At 75.4% G+C, this 232-nt stretch carries 1 protein-coding gene; it reads left to right on the forward strand.

Annotated features, from left to right (window positions below; translation table 11 throughout):
* Positions 1-40: 40 nt before the first annotated feature.
* Positions 41-232, forward strand: a 192-nt coding sequence (locus tag ACQG3P_RS24895) for a hypothetical protein (protein WP_426806537.1), incomplete at its 3' end; no start/stop codon positions are given.

Genomic DNA, 232 nt, shown 5'->3' on the forward strand with positions numbered 1-232 from the left:
TCCCCTGCTGCCGGTGGGCCCCTAAGACCTGGCAGTCGCTGTGGCCGGCGGCGCCCCGGCTCGCGGCGGCCAGGTCACTGAGACCCTGGGCCACGCCACCACGGCGCACGTGCCGGTCAGCGGCGTGCGTCCCCGGGGCGCGGGGCAGGTGCGCGCCACGCAGGTGGTGATCATGGTGGACGTGCGCTACACCGAACCGGCCACCAACAGCCCCCGCGAAGCACTGCTCCGG

The organism is Stenotrophomonas sp. SrG (assembly GCF_050031795.1).
GTDB lineage: Bacteria > Pseudomonadota > Gammaproteobacteria > Xanthomonadales > Xanthomonadaceae > Stenotrophomonas > Stenotrophomonas rhizophila_A.